We start from the raw sequence: 21,254 nt of genomic DNA, 5'->3' as shown, positions 1-21,254 counted from the left end.
ATTGTGAAACGTCATGGACGGTACCCAGCAGGATATCACATTTCACAGCGAAATATTGGATCACTCATTTGATTTACGCATATACACCCCGGATGGATTCACTCCTATGTCTACATATCATTTAATCATCGCCCAGGACGGCAAGGATTACTTCCGGCTTGGCCATCTAGTACGCTACGCCGAACGGGCTATGGAGGAAGGAGCTCCCGACATAGTAATCGCAGGTGTCCCCTATCCCTCTGTACGCCAGCGCAGAAACTGGTACCACCCTGATGAAGACGGCCATAATAATTATCTTCAATTTATGGCATCAGAACTCCTTCCATTTATGGAAAAAGAATATCACACAGAGCCTTCGCCCGAAGCACGGACGCTGCTTGGTGATTCCCTCGGAGGGACGGTATCCTTAATGGCTGCTTTGCGTTATCCTAACATTTTTCAGCGGATTGTAATGCATTCCCCGCTTGTAAACGAAACGGTGTTCAGCGCCCTGAAAAATTCAGAAAAGTGGCCTACGTTTACAATGTACCATACTATTGGCACTGAGGAGCAGGAAGTAGACACGACTGCCGGTACGGTCGAAGATTTTCTGAAGCCAAATCGGGAGTTGTATGATTATCTTTCCTCCAAAGCCTCCAACTATTATTATAAAGAGCTCGAGGGCGGCCATTTGTGGAAAGTATGGGAACAGGACGTACTTCATTCGCTTGCTTACATGTTTGACATCGAATTAGATTGAGAAAGGACTGCTTTGAATGATTGAAGTTTATGAAGTCAGTAACAGACAGCAGCTTGAGGACGCATTCCGGGTACGTTTTGACGTTTTCGTCGAGGAACAGAATGTGCCCGAGGAAGAAGAAATTGATGAATTTGAAGAAGAAGCCGTCCACTTTGTTGTATATGACGGCGAGAAAGCAATCGGAGCATCGCGGCTTCGGTTTGAAGAGGACTACGCTAAAGCGGAACGTGTATGTATTTATTCCTCCTTCCGTGGGACCGGAAGCGGCCGTCTCCTTATGCAGGCCATGGAATATAAAGCAATGGAAATGGAAAAGCCCGTTATGAAGCTCAACGCACAAAAATATGCTTCCGGTTTTTATCAATCCCTCGGATACGAAGTGACGTCCGGAGAATTTATGGATGCCGGCATCCCCCATGTCGAAATGAAAAAGTCAATTAGCTGGTGAGCAGAGATGCTCACCTTTTTTTCGTCTTCGACCTTCGTACCTTTACCCTTTTTTCTCCCCGCTGCTTTCGTATCCACTTAATAAAACGCCAAATCTTTTCATCCCCCCTCAGCTGTTCGATCGTGTTCAGTCTTACGGCCAGCTCTTTATTACTATATAAAGCATGTACCTGGCGGTGACAGGCTTTGCACAGCCAGGCAGTTGTACCATGCGTTCCTCCTTCGTCTTTTGGGACCAGATGGTGCACTGTGCGTTCGACATCTTCTCTTCCGCACAGCTCGCACGTGCCCACTGATTTCGCCTGTTTCAATTACTTTCCCTCCTTTTTCGTAATAAAAAGAGAACTGCCGGACGGCAGCTCTCTCAGGCAAGCGTATGAATGCGCCGCCCTTTTTTATTTTCTTCTTTTAAAATACGCTCATGCCTTTTTTCAAGCGAACGATACGCTTCCTGCTGCTCACTCGAATACCGTTTCGGTTCTACCGGCTGTACCCGCTGAACGCGGTGCATTCCCGGTTTTGCCGGCGGTTGCTGACGGTTGGCATAATGAACGGCTGAGGCATTAATATATGGGACTACAAGTGTCATGTTCAGAGCCTCCTCCACTGTTTATAAGCATGGATTGCTGAAAAAATGATCACTAGTATTCTTTACCCTATTTTCCATATATTAAGCATTTCAGGCCATTATTTAATCGTAATAATACCGTCTTCCTCCGCCCGGACCGTTTTTCCGCTTTCTACGCTGACAGTATATTCTTTATCCAGATTGGTGAACACTACCGGTGTCGTTATAGAAGCTGCTTCCTGGCGGATTTTCTCAAGGTCAGCTTTCACAAGTATATCTCCCTGCTTTACTTTATCATTTTCTGCGACATAGACCTCGAAGCCTTCCCCTTTCATATTAACTGTGTCCAGACCGATATGAATGAGAATCTCTGTGCCTTCATCCGTCTGCATGCCTACAGCGTGTTTTGTGGGGAATACAGTAGTAATAGTGCCGTTGGCAGGAGCATGGAAGGTACCTTCTTCCGGCACAATGGCAAATCCATCCCCCATCATTTTTCCGGAAAACACTTCATCCTCCACTTCATCGATACGGATCAGCTGTCCGGCGGCTGGGCTTGCAATGGACATGGTCTGGATATCTTCAGCAGAAGCAGTAGCCATTGCTGTAGCCGCTGTTTCTTTTTCTGCTATCGGTTCAGGCGTTTTCCCTGCAATAACGTCCTGCATCTGGGACTTAATTGCATCTGATGTTGGACCAAAAATGGCCTGGATGTTGTTGCCGACTTCCATCACGCCGGAAGCGCCGAGGGCTTTGAGCTGGTCTTTATTCACTTTATCTTTTTCATTGACGGTAATCCGGAGCCTTGTGATGCAGGCATCCAAATGTTTTAAGTTCTCCTGGCCCCCAAATGCGGCGATGATTTCTCTTGGCAGTTCATCGTCAGAAGCTGAACCAGACATTCCAGCGGCACCTTCTGTGGCAGCTTCGCGTCCTGGAGTCATCAGGTTGAATTTTAGAATCGCAAATCGGAAGCCGAAGTAATAAATTAATGCAAAGCATAGTCCAACCGGAATAACGAGCCACCATTCTGTGCGGTTTGGTACAATCCCAAAGAGCAGAAAGTCAATAACCCCTCCGGAGAAGGTCATCCCAATCTTGACATCAAGCAGCTGCATGATCATAAAGGAAAATCCGGCAAAAATCGCGTGAATCGCAAACAAAAGTGGCGCTACAAACAAGAAGCTGAATTCAAGCGGCTCAGTAATACCTGTCAGAAATGACGTTAATGCCGCTGAACCCATAATACCTGCAACCATCTTTTTATTTTCCGGACGGGCACAGTGGTAAATTGCAAGCGCCGCAGCTGGAAGACCAAACATCATGAACGGGAATTTCCCAGTCATGAAAGTTCCGGCAGTAAACGGCACCCCGTCTTTCATTTGTTCAAAGAAAATCCGCTGGTCGCCTTGGACCGTTTCTCCCGCATCGTTCACATAGCTCCCAAATTCGAACCAGAACGGTGAATAGAAAATGTGGTGCAAGCCAAATGGTACGAGAGAACGCTCCAGCACACCGAAAATAAATGCGGAAAGTGTTTGATTTGATTCTGTCACATATAGAGACAGGGAATTCAATCCGCTTTGGATCGGCGGCCAGACGAGTGTCAAAGCAGCACCGATAACCAGACCGCCGACAGCCGTAGCAATAGGCACAAACCTTTTTCCTGCGAAAAATCCTAAGTAGGTTGGCAGATTAATATTATAAAAGCGCTGGTACATCATTGCTCCTAATATACCGGCGATAATCCCTCCAAACACCCCTGTCTGAAGTGTAGGGATACCTAATACTGACGCGTAACCCGGCTCTTCGAGCATATCTGTATTTACACTTAATAATACGCTCATCGTAACGTTTATAATCATAAAGCCGATCAGAGCAGCAAGAGCTGCAACTCCGTCTCCTGCCAGGCCGAGTGCTACACCGACCGCAAATAACACCGCTAAATTATCAAATACTACCCCGCCGGCTTCCGACATCAGCTCGGCGATTAATTCTGCCGGTGCAGAAGTCAGAAATGGCAGCAGTTCGATCATCTGATCTTCCTGCATGGCAGTACCGATAGCAAGAAGCAGGCCGGCTGCTGGAAGAAGGGCCACCGGAAGCATCAGGGCGCGCCCGATACGTTGAAGTACACCAAATGATTGTTTCCACATATGTATCTCTCCTAACTGTTTTTTTGGAAGGCTCGTAATTGACCCCAGACCCCAGCGCATAAAAAAAGGCATGAGAGATACACTAATCGCGCGGTCCCAAAGAGACAAGAAGCTGCTTCTCCCTTTGGTTTAAACGCGATCAGCATTCTCTCATGCCTGCTTTACCAGTAACACGGAACACTAGATCAATATTTTCGTTTCGATGAAAGCCTTTGCAGATGAATGGTTAAATAAACGGCTTCGCCTTCTGGTATCGTCGTCTGCAAAGCACGCTGCATCGTTCGTATGAGCTTCCAGGACAAATTATAGCAGAAGGGGTACTCGGCCTGCAACATTTTTTTTAATGGTTCAGACACCTCTTCAAACTCACCATTCCTTACCCTTGCGACAGCCTGCTGCAGATGCCGGAAAAGCCGGCGGTGATCTAAATCCTCCGGAGACAGCTGAATGTCAAGAGCCCGCTCTACCATTACCGTCATATCCTTAACCAGGCGCGTATAAGCGCTCACCTGGTCAAGCGGTGTTCTCGTCACTGCCCCGTGCAGGTGCAGAGCAATAAACCCTTTTTCTTCTTCCGGAAGCCGCACTCCTGTCCACTGTTCAATTTCGTCAATGATCCATCCAGCCGCACGATATTCTTTTTCATAAGCAAGCTGCGTTTCTTTTAAAAATGGATTGCTGATTGTGAGACCTTTTCTTGTTCTCTCAAGTGCAAAGCTGAGATGGTCCGTTAACGCTACATGAATGTGTTCTTCGAACGTTTCCGCCCACTCGGCTTCAAGCACCTGCAGAATTTCTGTCATACATGCGATAAAGGTCTCGTCGACATGTTCGATTAACTGTCGGTACTGTGTCTGTTCGTTTTCATTTCTCAGTATGAAAAACTTTTCCGGCGCATTAGCATCAATGAGGTCCCCCGGGCGTTTAGAAAAACCGATCCCCCGCCCGGTTAGAATAACTTCTCCGTAGTCCTCATGTTCTGCAATAACAACGTTATTGTTTAACCCTTTGATTACTTTCATCTTTTACCACCATGTTCCTGCAGCTCTGATTTACATACCGTATGCGTGATAGCCCCCGTCAACGTGGATAACTTCACCTGTGATCCCACTCGACATTCCACTCATCAGAAAGGCCGTGGTGTCCCCGACTTCTTTTTGAGTAACCGTACGCCGCAGCGGAGCGTGCTCCTCCATAGCCTTGATAGTATCGTTAAAGCCAGAGACGCCTTTAGCTGCCAGCGTACGAATCGGACCGGCTGAGATGGCATTGACTCTAATGTCATCTGCGCCCAGATCATTTGCCAAATAACGGGTGCTCGCCTCCAAAGACGCCTTCGCTACGCCCATAACGTTATAATTTTTTACGATCCGCTCTGCCCCAAGGTAGCTCATCGTTACAAAAGAACCGCCCTCTGTCATCAAATCGAACTCCTTTACAGCCTTCGCTACAGCCGTAAAGGAGTACGCGCTGATTTCCTGGGCGAGCAGAAAACCTTCGCGTGTAGCATTTAAATATTCCCCTTCGAGCTCTTCTCTTTTCGCATAGGCAAGGGAATGAACGACACCATGAATGGTTCCCGCTTCTTCTTTAATTTTCGCAAAGCATTCCCGGATCTGCTCGTCATTGGTGACATCACACTGCACAACGAGCGGTTCTTTCTGTTCCAGCGAATCCGCCAATTTTCTGACGCTTTTTTCGGTACGCTGCTGCCCGTATGTAAATACTAAATCAGCCCCTGCTTCTGCCAAGCTTTCAGCTGCTCCCCACGCTATGCTTCTTTTATTGGCAACGCCCATTACGACAAACGTCTTTCCTTCAAGTGATAATTGCATCTTTGTCTCTCCTTTAGATATGATTATACCAGCATCAAATAATTTCTTTACCTTTATATCATTGAACAGCCGGGCTGTCCAACAGCCTTTATATTTCTTCGGGAAGGAGGGCTTTGACTGTATGTCCAGGCATCTTGACTTTATCAGCGACATCCATGGCTGTGCACAAGAGATGAAAGTGATGCTTTCTGCGCTCGGCTATGAGCATCGTCAAAATTATACGCATCCCAATGGACGCCAGCTCGTAATCGTTGGCGATATTACTGATCGCGGGCCGAATTCTATAGAGGTTATCCGCGTGACGGACCTCATGGTAAAAAACGGAAATGCCCTGTATCTGCCCGGAAACCACTGTGACAAACTGTACCGCTGGTTTTTAGGCCGCCCAGTTCAGGTTGGTCATGGCCTCGAGCAAACCATCCAGGAATGGAAAGCACTCCCCCCGGACGAGCAGCAAAAGGTTAAGCAGAAGTTTATGGACTTATTTGAACAAGCACCGCTGTATCAGCTGTTCGACGATAGAAACGTTCTTGCTTCCCATGGAGGCATGCAAAAGGAGCTGATCGGCCGGACAGATCGAAGAACCCGGAATGTCGTTTTGTATGGACCGACGAAACTAAATGGCCGGCGCGAGCCAGAGCGTATAGATTGGGCTCCTTCTTACAGCGGCAGGCCATTCATCATTTATGGGCATACTCCCGTATGGGAAGCAAGACTCGTTGGCCGGACGTTAAACATTGATACCGGCTGTTCATTTGGTAACAAGCTTACCGCCTACCGGTATCCGGAGCATGAATTCGTAGAAGTGCCCTCCACCCTGCCACTCCAGCCGGATCACTTAAACACCTTTAACCGCTGATAGGCCAGAAAATCACTCATATCTTCAGGCAGAGGAGCTGTAATGGTAATCATTCTTTCCTGGACCGGATGAAAAAATTCCAAACGGCAGGCGTGCAGCGCCTGTCTTTTCATGTACCCGTCTTTATTTCCGTACAGTGTATCTCCCGCAAGCGGGAATCCCGACGCAGAAGTATGCACCCGGATTTGATGTGTCCGGCCGGTTTGCAGCCCAAGCTTTAAAACAGTATGCTCAGGCAGTAATTCGAGAACCGCTGCGGAGGTTACGGCTCTTTTTCCATCGGGAGCTGCCACTTGTTCAATCAGGCTCATCGTGCTCGGGCGGAGTGGAAGATTTATACTTGTAAGCTCCTCCGGCCATTCTCCCTCGACCACCCCAATATATTCTTTAGACCCCGTATCCATATGCTTTTCCATGCGGGAGTGGGCATATGCATGCAGGGCGAACGGTACAATGCCACTTGTACCGCGGTCCAGCCTGGACACCGGATGAACAGCAGACTGCATGCCTTTATTTCGCAGATAACCGGCAAGTCTTCCAGCCAGTGATTCCTCCCCCTCTGCTCTTCCTGGAAGTGTCGGCAGCCCCGGCGGTTTATTGACTACTATCACGTCTTCGTCCTCATACAGCACATCCATGGGCTCCAGGGACTCTTTAAAATGCGGCGGTATATTCCCGGGTGGAATCTTTATCTGCAGTAGGTCCCCGGCACTCAAATAGTCGTTTCCACGTCCTGCTTCTCCATTGAGCTGCAGATAGGGATTATCTATTTTTTTCCACACACGCCTCGAGACATCTTTGTATTGGCTCAAAAACTTTTTCACTGTACAGCCTTCCGCATCGGCAGGAACACTCCATGTAATCGTCCGCATCCTTTTACTCCCCGATAAACGATTCCTTCACGCGCTTCCAGAAAGGAAACGGGCGGAAACGGGCGAATCGGACTTTTTCCTCCGCCACCCGGTACTGAATGGACTCGATGCCCTGATCGACGAGAGTAATATGGTCGATGGTGATCTGCATATCCACATCGTTCACCGGGCGCAGAAGACAGGTATGGTGCTGCGGCAGAATTAACGGCGAGCCAATCGTCCGGTAGACCCGGTTATTGATGCTTGCCATTTCGGCTATTTGAATACTTGATAAGGAGGGGTGCAAAATCGCTCCACCCAGTGATTTATTGTATGCCGTGCTTCCGGAAGGAGTAGAAATACACAGACCGTCTCCGCGAAACGTTTCAAAATGCTCGCCTTTAATGTCGACGTTGCATACGAGAGAACCTTCAAGCGTTTTTACCATACACTCATTTAGAGCCAAGTACCGTTCGAACCTCGTATGTTCATTGTAGCGGACAATCACTTCAAGCAGCGGATATTCCACTACCTGAAATGGCGTTTTCGCGAGATGGATCACCAGCTTCTCCACTTCTTCCGGCTGCCAGTCTGCATAAAAACCAAGATGCCCGGTATGTATACCTACAAAGCAAACATCTTCAAGCGATTCATAGTAATGGTGAAACGCCTGGAGCAGCGTGCCGTCCCCGCCGACAGTAATGACAATGTCCGGGTGGACTTCGTCATGAATCAGCCCAAATTCGTTCAGGTAGGAAAGCACTTTGTCCCTAATTTCATTGGAGGTATCATCTCCACGGGACGTGACATTATATCGCATGTTTTCATCAGTGGACGGGATGCTCATGTATTTGGACCCTCACTTTCCCTGTTTTGCATATAGATACGCTGGGCTTCCCGTACCTCGCCTTTAATTTTAGACATTTCTTCATCGAGCTGAAACGCGGCTTCAGCAGCTCGCTGCAGCCGGTGCTTAATATCCTCCGGAATTTCGCCGCTATATTTATAATTTAAAGAATGCTCTATAGTTGCCCAGAAATTCATCGCCATTGTTCGTACTTGGATTTCTGTGAGTACGTCTTTGCGCCCATCGATCGTATGCACGGGATAAGAAACGACCATATGAAACGACCGGTACCCACTATCTTTCTTTTCTTTGATGTAATCTCTTTCCTCTAAAATTTCAAAATCCTGTCTTGTCCGCATCAGCTCCACAATGGTATCAATATCGCTGACAAATTGGCAGACGATACGAATACCGGCAATGTCCTGCATTTTTGTATCAATTTCGTCGAGCGGGATATCCTTACGCTGGGCTTTATCGAGAATGCTGGTTACAGGCTTGACCCTCCCGGTAACGAATTCGATTGGTGTATGCTGTGAAGATGTTTGGTACTGCTCTCTTAACCCTTTTAATTTCACTTTCATTTCTTCTACTGCCTGCATATAAGGCGAAAGAAATGTCTGCCAGTTGCTCATGGTTTACCACCACTCATTTACATTATTATGAGGTTATACGTTGAAAGCTTCTTCAAATGCAGATACCATTTCAGTACCATAATTCCCGTTTCCAGGCACATTATCCATTAAATACTCAATTTCTTCATGGAAGTTTTCTAAATGGAGCTTGCTTCCGCTTTTTACGTAAACATGCTTCTCGCTTTCATAAGCCGATTTCAAAAGCGGCCATACTCTTTTTGGAATACGCAGCTGCACAAATTCGTCTTCCATATCAAGCACATAAACAAGCGTCAACGCATCGGAGTCTGCAAGCATCTGGCCGCCATCGCTTAATTTTCCCCATTCTTTTTCCGGCCATTCTTCCACCGGATACATTATTAATGTTTCATTGTCTTCTTCGTAATGATTTACAGTCAATATATGCTGCATGTCACAACTCCTCCAAAAATGGCAAGTATACATCCCATATCTGTACTTAATTTTATCATAACTTATGTACACAGACAGAGCTCAAACCATATGATAAGATAATGCATAGCGTTTTTCCAGTAATCCGGTAGCAGAAAGGACGATTCATTATGGCGAAAGAACAGGAAATTGAAGCGAAGAATCTTCTGACGGAAAAAGAATTTTCCTCTTTGGTGACCGGCTTCGCAATCCACGAAAGCGATTTTTCTTCGCAGCAAAATACATATTTTGACACAAAAAGCTTTGCTCTGCGTTCCCGTAAATCCGCTCTGCGCATTCGGGAACGCGCCGGCACTTTCACCTTGACCTTAAAAGAACCTGCCCCGGAAGGGCTTACCGAATGGAATCAGTCTGTCAGCGCTCAGAACGCCCGTGAGGCTATTTCGGGCGGGACACTGCCTGCCGGTGAAGTTTCCGAGCGCCTTCGGTCACTGATCGGTGCCGAGCGTGTCGAAAATATAGGGACGTTGACCACCTACCGGGCTTCCCAGCCCTTTCGCACAGGAGAAATCTTTTTTGATCGAAGTCACTATTTGGGAGTCACAGATTATGAACTTGAAATAGAGGGACCGAGTGAAAAAGATGTTTCTTCCTGGATGAATGAGCTTTCAGAGCAGCACCACTTTCCTCTTCGTAATACTCCAAATAAAATTGAACGCCTGTTTCAACGAAACCGGGAGCAAAATGAAGAACAGTAACATACGCACATTGTTCTTCATTTGAAATACTGGTATATTTTTCTTATCTGAATTTTATTAGTGGGGTGAGTTTTTTGACGATTTCTTCCTCTCTTTTTCCGTCTTCCACGGGCTCAGCAGTTGGAAACAGCCAGCAGGCCACGTCCTCGCAGCCTGCGTTTGCTGCGGGACGCTTTGGCTCCTTTTTATACGATTCCCTAAAGTCAACGCAGGCTATCATGGCTGAGCAGACCGGCAGTGGTTTCAGCCCGGTATCTTCCTCGCTATTTTTAAACCCGGCGAGCGCCGGCAGTTATTTTCGTCATTTAGGCGATGATTCCTCCGCTGTTCCAAACGAGCCTTCCAATAAAGAAGTGAAACAGAATGCCGAACCTGCTTCTGAACGTACTTCTTCTTCCAAGCAGAGTTCAAATTCAAGCTCCGGCATTGTTCAGACGATTGAACGTTTGTCAGAAAAATACGGCGTAGACAGCAAGCTTGTACGTGCACTGGTCAAGCAGGAATCCGGCTTTGATCCAGACGCTAAAAGCCATGCTGGAGCTATGGGGCTGATGCAGCTGATGCCCGGAACAGCTTCCATGCTGAAGGTAAATGATCCAATGGACCCTGAACAGAATCTTGACGGCGGCATACGCTACTTAAGAGATATGCTCAATAAGTACAATGGCAACAAAACGCTTGCCCTTGCCGCTTATAACGCCGGCCCGGGCAACGTTGATAAGTATGACGGCATTCCGCCCTTCAAAGAAACACAGAAATACGTACCAAACGTACTCGCCAACTATCAGGACCTTGTATAATTTGCTTTAAAACAACTCCACACCGGGGTTGTTTTTTTGCCCCGTTCCCCTTTTCGTTCAAAATATTTGCGGTTAACATGTCTCATTGCTAGAATAAAAATTGAAAATACAATAATTACGTTTTGCCCAATTGCTCTGTCTTTTCAGGCATGAGCGTTAAAACGTTGTTCCGGAGGTTCACTATGGCTGCTTTTAAACCGAGCTTTGACCAGATTGGCGAAGAGAAACTTTCCGAGCTGATTGATACGTTTTACGGAAAGGTTGGCGCCCATCCGGATCTCGCTCCTATTTTTCCGGACGACCTTACGGAAACCGCCCGTAAACAAAAGCAATTTATGACTCAATTTTTAGGCGGCCCGCCTTTATATACAGAAGAACACGGCCATCCTCGCCTGCGCGCCCGCCATCTCCCATTTCCAATAACGGAAACACGGGCGAAGGCCTGGCTGTTATGCATGGATGAAGCGATGGAAGAAATAAACTTGGAAAACAACGTTCGGCAGGAAATGTTCCAACGGCTTGTGGTGACAGCCCAACACATGATAAATAATACTGAAGAAAATTCATAATGAAAGGAGCGTGAACTGGTCATGAGCAACGAGCATTTTTCTTTTTGTGATGACAGTTCCGGTTCCTGCAGCCTGTCGCAGTCTACCAGCCCATCTTTATCGAAAAAGCCGCTTGAATTATATATTTTTATGGATCCATTATGCCCGGAATGCTGGGCGTTCGAACCTGTACTAAAAAAGCTGCTCATCGAATACGGCCACTATTTCACGCCAAAGCTCCTGCTTACTTCTAATATTGAATGCTGGAGCGAAGAGAAGCAGAAGCCGTTAAAAGAAGATACGAAAAAAGAAATGTCCCTGTTTTACGAAGAAGTTTCCACATGGTCAGGTATGCCGGCAGACGGAAGCGTATGGCTGAAGCATTCGGCTCCTTCTGCCTACATTCCTGCTTTGGCCATGAAAGCAGCAGAAATGCAGGGCAAGCAGTTGGCCTCCGTTTTTTTCCGGAATATTAGAGAAAATTTGTTTCTGCACGGCCGGGATATTTCTACAGAACAAACACTTGTTCAAATTGCAGAAGCTACCGGACTGGATATTGAAGAATTCCAGCGGGATATTCATTCTGCCTGCACCCGTAAAGCTTTGAATTGCGATATCAGAACTTCCCGGGAAATGGAAGTCGATCAGGCACCAACGTTCGTTTTCTTTAACGATCATGTCGAAGATGGCGGATTAAAAGTGTCCGGACTTTATCCCTATCAGGTATATGAAGAAATCCTTTCTGACATGCTCGGGTACGTACCGAATCCGGAGCCCTCGCATTCCTTAAAGCTTGAAGATTTTCTCGCGCGCTATCCACGTATTACGACAAAAGAAATTTCTGTTGTATTCGATTGGAGTGAAAAAGAAGCTGAAAAGCAATTGAAGCAGCTTGTGCTAATGAGAAAAATGAAGCACGTGCCATTAAAAAACGGTGCCTATTGGGAGTATACTCCTTCCTTTACCTAAAAGAAGCAAAAAATTAGCGGAGATGCTCTAAAGCATCTCCGCTAATTTTTATTGAAGCAGCAATTCTTCTAATTCATTCAACGTGTCTTCAAAGGATTTCATGGCTAATTCAATCGGTGTCGAAGTAGTCATATCAACCCCCGCTTTTTTCAGAACTTCAATCGGGTAATCTGAACTCCCGGATTTAAGGAACTCGAGGTAGCGTTCTACCGCAGGCTCTCCTTCCTCTACGATCTGCTGCGACAAAGCAGCTGCTGCACTGTAGCCGGTAGCGTACTGATATACATAAAAGTTCATATAAAAATGGGGTATTCTGGCCCATTCAAGCGCAATATCATCATCAAGCGTCATGTGCGGACCAAAGTACTGCTCGTTTAACTGATAATAAAGAGAATTTAACAAATCCGGAGTTAATGCCTCCCCTGCTTCCGCTTTTTCATGAATTAACTGCTCAAACTCGGCAAACATCGTCTGGCGGAAAACCGTGCCCCGGAAACCTTCAAGATACTGGTTCAACAAATACGCTTTTTCCGTTTTGTTTGTTGTTTGTTCGAGCAAATGACGGGTAAGCAGCGCTTCATTTACAGTAGAAGCCACCTCCGCCACGAAAATGGTGTAATCCGCATAAGGATACGGCTGGTTTTGGTGAGTCAGATAGCTATGCATCGAATGCCCGAGTTCATGGGCAAGCGTATACACATTATTAACACTGTCCTGCCAGTTCATCAAAATGTATGGCATCGTGCCATATGCGCCGGAAGAATACGCACCGCTTCGTTTTCCAACATTTTCATAAACGTCCACCCAGCCCCTTTCAAATCCTCCGGCAATTGTTTCTGTATATTCTTTTCCCAGCGGCTCGAGCGCTTTAAGCACGGTTTCTTTTGCTTCTTCATATGTCATCTTCATATCAATATCTTTGACTAGCGGCGTATACAGGTCGTAGTTATGAATCTCATCAAGCTCAAGCACCTGTTTGCGCAGCTTAACATAGCGGTGAAGCAGCGGCAGATAATCATGAACAGTCGAAATCAGCTGGTCATAAACCTTTTCCGGGATATGATTATTACTTAGCGCCGCTTCCCTCGCCGAACGGTATTTACGTATACTCGCATTGAACGTATTCTTTTTCACCTGGCCGCCAAGCGTGCTTGAAATCGTATTTTTAAACCGGCCGTATGTGCTGTAGACAGCTTTAAAGGCTTCTTCGCGCACACGCCGATCGTCGCTTTCCAAAAAGTTCAGCAGGCGCCCATGCGTCACCTGGGCATCGTTGCCGTTCTCATCTTTTATGGACGGAAATTCCAAATCTGCATTATTAAGCATGCCAAAGGTGTTCCCAGGCACTGCCATCACTTCTGAAGCCTGTGCGAGCAATGCTTCTTCAGATTCTGTCAGCACGTGCGGGCGTTCTTTATTGATGGCATCGAGAGCGTGTTCATACAGGCGCAGCTCGGGCTCCTCATCATAAAAAGCTTTAATCGTTTTCTCCGGTATCGTCAATATTTCCGGCACAAGGAAAGCCGTCGCCTGCCCAAGCTGGCTCGCCAGTCTTCTTGCCCGGTCCTCCATTCCCTGATACAGCGATTCGTTTGTATTTTGATCATAGCGCATATGCGCGTAAACAAATAAACGGCTGAACCGCTCAGTAATTTTATCCTGCTGCTGCAATGCTTCGTACAGCATATGGCCTGAATCTCCAAGACGCCCTTTATACGACTCGATCGCTGGAATTAAGCTTTGAATGTGTTTAAATTCCTCTTCCCATTCTTCGTTACTTGAAAAAATATCCTCTAAATTCCATTTATACTGTTCACTGATTTCTTCGCGTTTTGGCAATTTTTCTACAGCAGATGAACTCAATGGAATGCACCTCCCTTTATCTTTAACTCCTATTGTATCGAACTATCTCCAGTTGTACCAATGAATCGTTTTTCTGTTTCAAGCTTTTTGAGAAAGACTGTAAACATTTTGACGAAACTGCGGTCCTTCGACCATCCTGTTTCCACCGAAACTTCGGGCAGAAGCTCTTTTTTTACATGCCAGCGGCCGTTGTGAAAACAGACCGCCTTCCGGTCCTTAAGCCACTGCAAAAAGTGCCATACCGCCTGGTGCATATACACCTCCGAACGAAGACCCGGACGTATCAAAGGCGCGAGCATTGGATCCTCCTGTACAGAAGCTAAAATATTTTTTAAGGCAGCGCCTTTTTGGTAAATAACCCGGTAAAACAGCAGCGTCTGCCACAGGAGGGGCGGCCCCTGAAAAACGTAACAATACGGTGTCGGCCATCCTAATTCGGCAGGATGCATACTGATGTGGGAAAGAAACCGCGTATATATCTCCAAACCGGCCCAATACTGCCCGCATCCTGCAAATCGGCGAGAGGTATAGCGCCATTTATATTTATGGGCAAGTATTTCACGGTAACCATCGAAGGGCAGGTTCATGGGAGTGAAAAAATGCGGCAGCTTAATAGCTGATAACGGGAATCTTGACGCTCTTGCTGCGATGCGATTAGGCGAGGTTTCAAAAAATGGCTGTACAATTAGAAGTTCCTGGGAAGACCACTTCAGTACAGGCACCGCATTAAAATATCCAGAAAACACCGAACCCCACACCGCTTCATTCCAAAACCAGCGTCCATTGCTTTTTCGCTGGACCAGGTTTGAATCAAAAATCCACAGTGGCAGGATCTTGCTGTCTGTATATGTACGGCTTCTGTCCAAAAGCAATGACGAAGAAATCGCGCTTCTCTGCATCTCTATAGCCACGTTGTTACCCGCCCATTGCACGAATACATCTGCTCTTCGTCCTTCTTCTGGTAATTGTTTTTCCATAATGGGCGAGAGGTTCTGGCCTTTGAGCCAGTCTGCCAGCAAAGCTTTTCCTTGTGTATGTCCCTCCGACTCTCCAAAAACTTGGATGCAATCCGCATTTCGGGAATGAACGAAATGGGGACGGGTGGTTCGGGTTTTACGCAGTTGTAATTCATGATGACAATCCGGGCAGTAGTACGGGGGGTGAATGAAAGGATCCAGGCTTGAAATTGCCCGGCCCTCTGAGGTAAGGGCATTAAACATGAGCATCTGCCTTTCAGGGGAATGACATGCAGGGGATTTTATAAAAAAATAAAAGACCAGCGCCACACGCCAGTCTCTTAGAGATACACACTTATGAGAAGTTTTCGTTAAAGGTTTGAAGACCGTGTTCAGAGGCAATCGTTGTACCATACTCACGTATACGGAAAATGGATAGATCTGATTCATTTCCGTATTCCAGCACGTGGCTTACCATATTGTCCTGTTCATCTTCTGTATAACGCTGATCAAATACTAAATAAAGATAATACCGGTTTTCAAAGAAGTATACTTCATTGTGCACATCCGATACATGAAAAGCTTTACTCAAGCTGATTAGATCTTCCATATCCTGGAACGAAATAACGATTTCCAAATCCTCAGACTCAAGCGACCCATTTCTGTCTGATTTTGACGAACGGTATTGTTCGTCAAGCATATCTACGATGTTATCGTCTACCGGAGCTTCTTCTTTGTTTTCTGAAACCGGAATTTCAAGCTTCACATTTCCATCAGTCACTTGTCCTCTAGTTACAACAATTTCCATGCCCTGGTCGAGTGCCTGTACCTGAATCCATAACGGGCCTTCTATTTCAAAATTTTCTAAGTCGTGAGCTTCATTAATCATGTCAAAGAATAATTCTTCTCCACGTTCACGGTTATACCAAATCTCGTCCCGATCGAAACCACGGTCTTCGATGTCCGTGTACGTAATGTAAAACTTCACTGTCGACTCGTTGATTCTTTCGATTTCCACTATTTTTCTCCCTCCTCAAGCTAGGGTCGGTTTTCTGACTACTATAAAATACTATACCCTAACAATAACATATAGTAATCCTTTTAATCACAGCACCGTATTAGACCCTTTGTGAGTTGTGCTCATCCCAGGATGCAACGTTCGTTGAGGGAGCGGAGCATCAATAATATAACACTGGTTTGGTTTTATATTTTCAGATAAAATCACACTCATGTCAAGGAATGAAACTCATTTTAGCAAAACAAAGCGTAATTATAAAAAGAAGAAAAATTCCGACCGACGCCGAAATTTTTCTTTCTTTTTAGTTTACCATTTTTTGCGCTTCCATCAAGTTAAAAGTACGGACTTTTCTTGGAAGGAAACGACGGATTTCAGCTTCATTATATCCTACCTGCAGTCGTTTATCATCATAGATGATCGGTCTTCTGAGGAGACCGGGATGTTCGCTGATTAATTGAAAAAGGCGCTGCAATGGAAGATTCTCCATTTCTACGTCTAATTCCTGAAAAACCTTCGAACGACGGGAGACAATTTCGTCTGTGCCGTCTTCTGTAAGGCGGACGATTTCTTTTACTTCATCCACAGTTAAAGGTTCTGCAAAAATATTTCTTTCATTATAAGCAATCTCGTGTTCGTCCAACCATGCTTTCGCTTTCCGACAGGATGTACAACTTGGAGATGTAAGCAATGTCACCATGTTAACAAATCTCTCCTTCCCCAACTATTGGGATTAAAATGGGCGAAAACAACGTATAATATTCTCTGCTTTTTAGTCACAAGCTTATTATACAATAATTATTCTAATTTGAAAAGAGGTTTTAATTAGTTTGTGAACAACTATACTTTTGGACTTTAATTCAACAATACTCTGTTTATACCTCTTCATCATGGTTTTAAAACTTTATAAGCGTTTAATTTGTTAACGTTTTGTGACAATTCATCTAAACTGTTCACTTTTTATTTTGAATGAACGATTCTCAATTACTTGCTTTGTTTTTCAACAAATCATTCAATTGTTTCCGCCCTTACTATACATACGTTAGAAAATGGCTGAAGGTTCACCCTCCAGCCAAATTTCTTTAATTTTTTTCGTTATTATACTGCATATACACAACATGTGTGGCCAGAAAGTCTTCCACCCCATGCTTGCCATCGGCGCCTCCGAGTCCGGATTTGCGAAAACCGGCGTGATATCCCTGCACAGCTTCAAAGTTTTCCCGATTAACATACGTTTCGCCAAAACGCAGCTCGTTCACTACTCTCATAATTTCATTCATATCTTCACTGTACACAGAAGAGGAAAGGCCAAACACAGTGTCATTGCCTTTTTCTATTGCTTCATCAAGTGTTTGGAACGTATCGATAGGAATAACCGGCCCAAATATTTCTTCCTGCATAATTTCCATGTCATGACGGGCGTTGCTGATTACCGTCGGCTTATAAAAATAACCTTTATTCTGGTCACCCTGTTCACCGCCAGCTACTACTTTCGCTCCAGATTTTTTAGCGTTTTCCACCATCGCATGCACTTCATCGAGGCGATCTTTACTTACGAGCGGACCGACGTCTGCATCTTTAGAGGCACGCGGATCCCCCATTGTTTTTTGTTCAAACGCTTCCTGCAGGCGCTTGGTAAATGCTTCAGCTATGCTTTCATGCACATACACCCGTTCTGCGTTCGTGCAGGCCTGGCCATTATTGGCAAGCCTGGAGGTTGTAATATGCTTCACTGCAGTCTCGATATCTGCGTTTGCTGTTACAATGGCTGGGGCTTTCCCGCCAAGCTCCAGATTCACTTTTGTAATGTTCTGCGCCGCAGCTTCCATTACTTTTGTTCCTGCAGGCACACTGCCTGTCATTGTGATCATATCTACATTTTCATGAGAAGCAAGGGCGTTGCCTATTTCCGAGCCTGTACCTGTAATCAGGTTATAGACGCCCTTTGGCACTTCATCCATTTCGTCAATGATTTTCGTGAATTCAATGGCTGTGTTCGGTGTCTGCTGACTCGGCTTAAGGACAATTGTACAGCCGGTCACCAAAGCCGTGGCTACTTTCCTGGCTAAAATAAATACTGGAAAATTCCAAGGCACAATGCCTCCGACGACTCCTATCGGTTTTTTGTAAATGAAAATATTCTCATTTTCCCGATCACTCGGAAGAATCTCTCCTTCAATTCTTCTTGCCCACTCGGACATGTAGCGGAAATAATCAATAGCAAGCTCCACTTCACCGCTCGCAAGTCCGTAATCCTTGCCCTGCTCTTCCTGCAGAAGATCAATAAAGCGGTCTTTGTTTGCTTCAATTTTATCTCCAAGAGCGCGGACAATATTACCGCGTTCGATATTTGGTGTCAGTTCCCATCCTTTTTGGGCTGCAGATGCGGCAGCAACAGCTTTATCCACGTCTTCTTTTGTCGCTTTTACCGTACGCGAAATGGTTTCTTCCGTCGCCGGGTTTTCAATTTCAATATATTCATCGCTAGATCCGTTTACGTATTCTCCATTGATATACAGTTGATGTGTCTGCATTAGAAACCCTCCTATTTTCTTTACATTAAGGATTGTTCCACCTCAACCAGCCTCTCAAACCTTACGGCATATAAAAAACGCAGCCCGTCTGAGCTGCGCTTCCATTGTATTAAGCGGTGTGTCTTGAAGGAGTTGGAACGCCCTTTTCGGGCGATTTTTCTTTGTTCAGGCCCTTGAGATTCTTTTTAAGCATATCCCGCAGCACTTCTCTTTTCATTTTTCTGCGTTTTTTTGCAACTGCATTTTTCATACCGCTTCGCCCTCCTTTCTAAGCGTTCTTTAATTCATCTTTGTTATCATACGTGAGCACTTCAGTCACATCCTGATACGCTTTACCATAGATTTCTTCGTCTTTGTACGTATGAATGTTTTTGTACGTATGCTTCATTTTTTCATAAATAACTTCTTCTGAGGCATCGTCCGGCGACCAATACAAAATTTCGAGCGTGTTCACTTCATTTGTTGCCAGAGAAATTCTGCTGTAGCCGATGGATTTCGCCTGCCGGAACCCGGCTCTTTCATAAAAACGAAACCGTTTCGCTGTGTCACTTTCTTCATAATCAAGGGGTTCCACTTCTAAAATTATCGGTTTATTCTTACTTTTAAGGCTATCAAGTAATTTCTGTCCGAGTCCTTCTCCTCTAGCTTCCTTCGCTACCAGCAGGTAGTCGATAAAAACAAATTCTTCGGTTTCTACATACATCATAACATGGCGAGGTCCCTCATCCTTATGGTAAATATCACCTTTTTCATCCAGCAGAACTTCCATATGCTTTTTTGATTTCATCTCTTCAACTGGAAAGTATTGGTTCAATTTTTCGTACCAGTTTAGTTTAGACATAATGACCCCCAAATTTGTGTTAAGTATATTATAACGCGAAACCTGGTATATAGTAAGTGTCTTCAGTACTTATTTAAGCTTTCTGAAGGCGCTCTTTCCTATATACAAGCCCCAAAGAGAAATGTTGTTGCATTTACTCTTTCACACTCGTGCGCACAGCAAAAAGGAGCGGTTTTCATCCCCCGCTCCTTTGATTTTCTTTTTACGGCGTATAGTCTGTACCTTTGGAATAAGAATTCTGGGCGTCCCACAGCAGGTACTCTTCAATGCCGTTATCCTGCAGCGCCTGAATCTGCGCCTCTACTTCAGTGCTTCCGTAATGAAGATAATTACCGCTTCCTAAATAGCTTGCAGTAAAATCCTGAATCCACGGCCGGGTTATCGGCTGCTCTTCGAGACTTGATAAAATCTTTGTTTCTGCCTTTGCATAAGCATCGATCACCTCATACGGCTGTTTGTCTGGTTTATCAATATTAAAATAACCGCTCCCCCAATGGCTTGGGTAGATCATGGAGCTGATAACGTCTACATTTTCAGAAATCAGCCGGAAATCCTGGCCGATACCCGGAGCCCGTTCCTGGGTAGCTGAATAACCGAAGATATCTGCTGAGACATTTACATTATACTTTGTTTGAAGCGTCTCTTCAGAATAGGCGACAAAATCTGTAACGGCGTCTACTCTTTCCTGCACATTGTCATCCCCGTTATCATAGTCGCCAGTAGAGTAAGTGAGCTGGTCATCCCGCGTTTCGAACCCTTCCGGAAAACGAATGTAATCGAACTGGATATCTTGAAAACCGAGCTTCGCCGCTTCTTCTGCTATTTGAAGATTATAATCCCATACTTCTTTCATGAACGGGTTAGTAAACATATGGCCGCTTCCATTCGACCACGTAGCTCCCCCAGCTGTCTGATAGGAATATTCCGGGTGCTTTTTGGCAAGCACATTATCCTTAAAGGTAGTGATACGGGCGATTGGGTAGATATTATGTTCTTCCAGTTTTTTCATCAGGGCTTCGGGATCTTTGATCATATTTTTCCCTATATCAGGAAGCTCCGAGCCTTCCGGCACGCTGAATGTTAAATTCCCGTGATCGTCTTTAATATCTATTACCATGGCGTTCAGATCCGTGGAATCAATAAGATCAATTAACTTATCCATTCGAGCGCCGCCCGCTGAGTGACCGGTCACATATATTCCTTTAACTCCCTCTTCAGGGTAGCTGAAATCCAGCCCTGAGTCATATGTAAAGCGCGGCATGCTGCCTGCTAGGGTTAATGTATGCCCGCCGGCCGTCATCGTCGCCAAATCGTGTTCGTTTCCTTCTTCTGCTTTTGCTTCTGCCACAGTAAGTCCTGAAACAACAGTTAATACTGCTGCTAAGGTCCAAATGCCTAAATTTTTTTTCATATTGTCCCTGCCTTCGATATTTTTTGTAAAAAAAGCAATTAAATAGTCACTGTTTACTGGAATTATTTTCTTTATTCAATTATACGTGTAATAATACATATTACCAACCATCCTTTTAATTTTCAGCTATTTTTTTGCTTATAAATTTAAATATTTAAAATAATAACTGAATGGCAGTTAATCTTTCATTTCTCTTGCAATCTGGGCTCACAGTTATTATACTATTAAAAATATC

24 protein-coding genes are annotated in these 21,254 nt (G+C 45.3%); 7 read left to right on the top strand and 17 right to left on the bottom strand.

Going from position 1 to position 21,254, the window contains the following annotated elements; genetic code table 11:
- The first annotated feature begins 13 nt into the window (after positions 1–13).
- Together ACTTK6_RS07805 and ACTTK6_RS07800 are read left to right on the top strand one after the other, a co-directional pair.
- A complete protein-coding gene (locus ACTTK6_RS07805) occupies positions 14–739 on the top strand; it encodes an alpha/beta hydrolase (protein WP_462833111.1) in 726 nt (241 codons plus the stop codon).
- Between the two features lie 19 nt (positions 740–758).
- Complete coding sequence (locus tag ACTTK6_RS07800) at positions 759–1,187, top strand: GNAT family N-acetyltransferase (protein ID WP_179124148.1); 429 nt, start codon at positions 759–761, stop codon at positions 1,185–1,187.
- Between the two features lie 10 nt (positions 1,188–1,197).
- Here ACTTK6_RS07800 and ACTTK6_RS07795 read toward each other — a convergent pair whose 3' ends face one another.
- The 5 genes from ACTTK6_RS07795 to fabI all read right to left on the bottom strand — a co-directional run bounded on the left by ACTTK6_RS07795 (position 1,198) and on the right by fabI (position 5,745).
- Positions 1,198–1,497, bottom strand: a complete 300-nt coding sequence (locus ACTTK6_RS07795; RefSeq protein WP_079475912.1) for an HNH endonuclease — start codon at positions 1,495–1,497, stop codon at positions 1,198–1,200.
- 53 nt (positions 1,498–1,550) lie between these two features.
- Positions 1,551–1,775 (bottom strand): hypothetical protein, encoded by a 225-nt coding sequence (locus tag ACTTK6_RS07790; protein ID WP_079475911.1) that lies wholly within the window; start codon positions 1,773–1,775, stop codon positions 1,551–1,553.
- 98 nt (positions 1,776–1,873) lie between these two features.
- The gene (gene ptsG / locus ACTTK6_RS07785) at positions 1,874–3,910 is read right to left on the bottom strand and encodes a glucose-specific PTS transporter subunit IIBC (protein WP_143745424.1); all 2,037 of its coding nucleotides are present in this window, start codon (positions 3,908–3,910) and stop codon (positions 1,874–1,876) included.
- Positions 3,911–4,095: 185 nt separating this feature from the next.
- Positions 4,096–4,932 carry a glucose PTS transporter transcription antiterminator GlcT gene (glcT, locus tag ACTTK6_RS07780; protein ID WP_079475910.1) on the bottom strand — a complete coding sequence of 279 codons (837 nt, stop codon included), beginning with the start codon at positions 4,930–4,932 and terminating at the stop codon, positions 4,096–4,098.
- Positions 4,933–4,962: 30 nt separating this feature from the next.
- A complete protein-coding gene (fabI, locus tag ACTTK6_RS07775) occupies positions 4,963–5,745 on the bottom strand; it encodes an enoyl-ACP reductase FabI (protein ID WP_079475909.1) in 783 nt (260 codons plus the stop codon).
- A gap of 121 nt (positions 5,746–5,866) precedes the next feature.
- Between fabI and prpE the strand changes: the two genes are divergently transcribed.
- Entirely contained in the window at positions 5,867–6,604 is a 738-nt protein-coding gene (prpE, locus tag ACTTK6_RS07770) for a bis(5'-nucleosyl)-tetraphosphatase PrpE (RefSeq protein WP_079475908.1), read from the top strand.
- On the opposite strand, the gene ACTTK6_RS07765 is transcribed toward prpE, so the two are convergent.
- From ACTTK6_RS07765 to ACTTK6_RS07750, 4 genes are read right to left on the bottom strand one after another with little or no spacing between them, the layout of a single operon-like run.
- Positions 6,580–7,476, bottom strand: a complete 897-nt coding sequence (locus ACTTK6_RS07765; protein WP_079475907.1) for an RluA family pseudouridine synthase — start codon at positions 7,474–7,476, stop codon at positions 6,580–6,582. The genes prpE and ACTTK6_RS07765 overlap by 25 nt on opposite strands.
- Positions 7,477–7,480: 4 nt before the next feature.
- Entirely contained in the window at positions 7,481–8,275 is a 795-nt protein-coding gene (locus tag ACTTK6_RS07760) for an NAD kinase (protein WP_027847484.1), read from the bottom strand.
- 23 nt (positions 8,276–8,298) lie between these two features.
- On the bottom strand, positions 8,299–8,934 hold the full coding sequence (locus ACTTK6_RS07755) for a GTP pyrophosphokinase (RefSeq protein WP_079475906.1): 636 nt from the start codon (positions 8,932–8,934) through the stop codon (positions 8,299–8,301).
- A 33-nt stretch (positions 8,935–8,967) separates the two neighbouring features.
- Positions 8,968–9,345 carry a UPF0738 family protein gene (locus tag ACTTK6_RS07750; RefSeq protein ID WP_079475905.1) on the bottom strand — a complete coding sequence of 126 codons (378 nt, stop codon included), beginning with the start codon at positions 9,343–9,345 and terminating at the stop codon, positions 8,968–8,970.
- Positions 9,346–9,494: 149 nt separating this feature from the next.
- Between ACTTK6_RS07750 and ACTTK6_RS07745 the strand changes: the two genes are divergently transcribed.
- The 4 genes from ACTTK6_RS07745 to ACTTK6_RS07730 all read left to right on the top strand — a co-directional run bounded on the left by ACTTK6_RS07745 (position 9,495) and on the right by ACTTK6_RS07730 (position 12,399).
- Complete coding sequence (locus tag ACTTK6_RS07745) at positions 9,495–10,082, top strand: CYTH domain-containing protein (protein WP_079475904.1); 588 nt, start codon at positions 9,495–9,497, stop codon at positions 10,080–10,082.
- A gap of 74 nt (positions 10,083–10,156) precedes the next feature.
- A complete protein-coding gene (locus ACTTK6_RS07740; protein ID WP_233133416.1) occupies positions 10,157–10,882 on the top strand; it encodes a lytic transglycosylase domain-containing protein in 726 nt (241 codons plus the stop codon).
- Between the two features lie 182 nt (positions 10,883–11,064).
- Entirely contained in the window at positions 11,065–11,451 is a 387-nt protein-coding gene (locus ACTTK6_RS07735; RefSeq protein ID WP_079475903.1) for a globin domain-containing protein, read from the top strand.
- A gap of 21 nt (positions 11,452–11,472) precedes the next feature.
- The gene (locus tag ACTTK6_RS07730) at positions 11,473–12,399 is read left to right on the top strand and encodes a ClpXP adapter SpxH family protein (protein WP_079475902.1); all 927 of its coding nucleotides are present in this window, start codon (positions 11,473–11,475) and stop codon (positions 12,397–12,399) included.
- Between the two features lie 48 nt (positions 12,400–12,447).
- Here the strand turns inward: ACTTK6_RS07730 and pepF are convergent, their stop codons facing one another.
- The 8 genes from pepF to ACTTK6_RS07690 all read right to left on the bottom strand — a co-directional run bounded on the left by pepF (position 12,448) and on the right by ACTTK6_RS07690 (position 21,019).
- A complete protein-coding gene (gene pepF / locus ACTTK6_RS07725) occupies positions 12,448–14,262 on the bottom strand; it encodes an oligoendopeptidase F (RefSeq protein WP_462833110.1) in 1,815 nt (604 codons plus the stop codon).
- Between the two features lie 29 nt (positions 14,263–14,291).
- Complete coding sequence (locus tag ACTTK6_RS07720; RefSeq protein ID WP_462833109.1) at positions 14,292–15,668, bottom strand: competence protein CoiA; 1,377 nt, start codon at positions 15,666–15,668, stop codon at positions 14,292–14,294.
- Positions 15,574–16,236, bottom strand: coding sequence for an adaptor protein MecA (gene mecA / locus ACTTK6_RS07715; protein ID WP_079475899.1), 663 nt, complete (start codon positions 16,234–16,236; stop codon positions 15,574–15,576). Before mecA ends, ACTTK6_RS07720 begins: the two co-directional genes overlap by 95 nt.
- Before the next feature lie 301 nt (positions 16,237–16,537).
- The gene (gene spxA, locus ACTTK6_RS07710) at positions 16,538–16,933 is read right to left on the bottom strand and encodes a transcriptional regulator SpxA (RefSeq protein WP_022795164.1); all 396 of its coding nucleotides are present in this window, start codon (positions 16,931–16,933) and stop codon (positions 16,538–16,540) included.
- Between the two features lie 382 nt (positions 16,934–17,315).
- Complete coding sequence (gene aldA, locus ACTTK6_RS07705) at positions 17,316–18,767, bottom strand: aldehyde dehydrogenase (protein ID WP_094908754.1); 1,452 nt, start codon at positions 18,765–18,767, stop codon at positions 17,316–17,318.
- Positions 18,768–18,876: 109 nt separating this feature from the next.
- Complete coding sequence (locus ACTTK6_RS07700; protein WP_022795166.1) at positions 18,877–19,017, bottom strand: hypothetical protein; 141 nt, start codon at positions 19,015–19,017, stop codon at positions 18,877–18,879.
- Positions 19,018–19,035: 18 nt separating this feature from the next.
- A complete protein-coding gene (locus tag ACTTK6_RS07695; RefSeq protein ID WP_079475897.1) occupies positions 19,036–19,608 on the bottom strand; it encodes a GNAT family N-acetyltransferase in 573 nt (190 codons plus the stop codon).
- A 202-nt stretch (positions 19,609–19,810) separates the two neighbouring features.
- The gene (locus ACTTK6_RS07690) at positions 19,811–21,019 is read right to left on the bottom strand and encodes a putative glycoside hydrolase (RefSeq protein ID WP_462833108.1); all 1,209 of its coding nucleotides are present in this window, start codon (positions 21,017–21,019) and stop codon (positions 19,811–19,813) included.
- Positions 21,020–21,254: the final 235 nt, after the last annotated feature.

The organism is Marinococcus salis, assembly GCF_054971365.1.
Note: the sequence above shows the minus strand (reverse complement) of the source record. Positions and strands in the feature narration are given on the sequence as shown.

Bases quoted from the DNA above. Each gene is read 5' to 3' on its own strand.
- ACTTK6_RS07805 (WP_462833111.1), top strand. From the start codon at position 14: ATGGACGGTACCCAGCAGGATATCACATTTCACAGCGAAATATTGGAT.
- ACTTK6_RS07790 (WP_079475911.1), bottom strand. From the start codon at position 1,775: ATGACACTTGTAGTCCCATATATTAATGCCTCAGCCGTTCATTATGCC.
- ptsG (WP_143745424.1), bottom strand. From the start codon at position 3,910: ATGTGGAAACAATCATTTGGTGTACTTCAACGTATCGGGCGCGCCCTG.
- glcT (WP_079475910.1), bottom strand. From the start codon at position 4,932: ATGAAAGTAATCAAAGGGTTAAACAATAACGTTGTTATTGCAGAACAT.
- fabI (WP_079475909.1), bottom strand. From the start codon at position 5,745: ATGCAATTATCACTTGAAGGAAAGACGTTTGTCGTAATGGGCGTTGCC.
- prpE (WP_079475908.1), top strand. From the start codon at position 5,867: ATGTCCAGGCATCTTGACTTTATCAGCGACATCCATGGCTGTGCACAA.
- ACTTK6_RS07765 (WP_079475907.1), bottom strand. From the start codon at position 7,476: ATGCGGACGATTACATGGAGTGTTCCTGCCGATGCGGAAGGCTGTACA.
- ACTTK6_RS07760 (WP_027847484.1), bottom strand. From the start codon at position 8,275: ATGCGATATAATGTCACGTCCCGTGGAGATGATACCTCCAATGAAATT.
- ACTTK6_RS07755 (WP_079475906.1), bottom strand. From the start codon at position 8,934: ATGAGCAACTGGCAGACATTTCTTTCGCCTTATATGCAGGCAGTAGAA.
- ACTTK6_RS07750 (WP_079475905.1), bottom strand. From the start codon at position 9,345: ATGCAGCATATATTGACTGTAAATCATTACGAAGAAGACAATGAAACA.
- ACTTK6_RS07745 (WP_079475904.1), top strand. From the start codon at position 9,495: ATGGCGAAAGAACAGGAAATTGAAGCGAAGAATCTTCTGACGGAAAAA.
- ACTTK6_RS07735 (WP_079475903.1), top strand. From the start codon at position 11,065: ATGGCTGCTTTTAAACCGAGCTTTGACCAGATTGGCGAAGAGAAACTT.
- ACTTK6_RS07730 (WP_079475902.1), top strand. From the start codon at position 11,473: ATGAGCAACGAGCATTTTTCTTTTTGTGATGACAGTTCCGGTTCCTGC.
- ACTTK6_RS07720 (WP_462833109.1), bottom strand. From the start codon at position 15,668: ATGAATCAGATCTATCCATTTTCCGTATACGTGAGTATGGTACAACGA.
- spxA (WP_022795164.1), bottom strand. From the start codon at position 16,933: ATGGTGACATTGCTTACATCTCCAAGTTGTACATCCTGTCGGAAAGCG.
- aldA (WP_094908754.1), bottom strand. From the start codon at position 18,767: ATGCAGACACATCAACTGTATATCAATGGAGAATACGTAAACGGATCT.
- ACTTK6_RS07700 (WP_022795166.1), bottom strand. From the start codon at position 19,017: ATGAAAAATGCAGTTGCAAAAAAACGCAGAAAAATGAAAAGAGAAGTG.
- ACTTK6_RS07695 (WP_079475897.1), bottom strand. From the start codon at position 19,608: ATGTCTAAACTAAACTGGTACGAAAAATTGAACCAATACTTTCCAGTT.
- ACTTK6_RS07690 (WP_462833108.1), bottom strand. From the start codon at position 21,019: ATGAAAAAAAATTTAGGCATTTGGACCTTAGCAGCAGTATTAACTGTT.